Below are 927 nucleotides of genomic sequence, written 5' to 3'. Positions count from 1 at the left end.
TATTATAAGGGGGCTTACTCTCAGGATCTGAATGCCTTTGTTGAAGTTATGCTGCCAATGCTCTTCGGTAAGCCTGTTACTTCGTCTGGGGCCGCGGCAACTGTAATTGGTGCTGCCGTTAATGACGAAGCAACGGCACGTGCCAATGCTGATAGTGCCGCAGCTACACGCATCAGCAATGTGGAGGTTCGTGCAGGTGATCTTGAAGGTACTGCTGGTACGCTACAAACTGCCATTACCGACATTAATGGCAAAATTTCCACTCGGTGGGCAGCTCAAGCTGTTTCGCCTGGTGGGCGTGCCCAGATTAGTGTATACTCCAGTTCCAATGGTGGTGCTGGCGTAGACATTATCGGGGACGTTACTTTCCAAGGTAAGCTTAACGTTGGTGGTTCTTCCGGTACGCGTCTGCAGATTACCGATACCAAGATTCACTTCGATACCGGATCGGTTATGAAGGTTTCTGGCCTTGGCTTTGGATCTTCTAACCAGTTCATTGAGTGGATTGGTCCTTCGCAAAGTAGTCTGGCTAACTGCACCGAACAAAATGGTGTCTATTACGTCAAGACTGATGGCAGTGCTTACTTCGGTGGGACCCTTTCTGCTGGTACTATTAAGAATGCTGTGCAGACTACTAGTATTGCATCCAATGCAGCAGTAGATACTGGCACAGTAAGCTCTCGCGGTGGCACGCGCACGGTAGTGGTAGGTTATTCTCTATACATCACCCAACCTCTCAATGGCAACAACTCTAACGGACAAGGCACTAATTCTGCACAGATAATCCTTTCGCGAAATGGTCAAGATGTGGCAACTCTTAATGTGTCCGGTATATGGGAACGCAACGCCTCCTCTCAGGATGAGCCTAGTGTTTACACTGAATCTATGGGGGGTTCGTTAACCTTCACAGATAACTCAGGTGGGAAT

Annotated in this window: 1 protein-coding gene; it reads left to right on the top strand. The window is 48.8% G+C overall.

The features are described from left to right. Window positions 1-48: 48 nt before the first annotated feature. The coding region (locus VJI93_RS08230) for a hypothetical protein (RefSeq protein ID WP_324009234.1) at window positions 49-927 on the top strand (879 nt) is incomplete at its 3' end.

Origin of the sequence: Parvimonas sp. M20 (genome assembly GCF_035282425.1) — a bacterium.
GTDB lineage: Bacteria > Bacillota > Clostridia > Tissierellales > Peptoniphilaceae > Parvimonas.
Note: the sequence above shows the minus strand (reverse complement) of the source record. Positions and strands in the feature narration are given on the sequence as shown.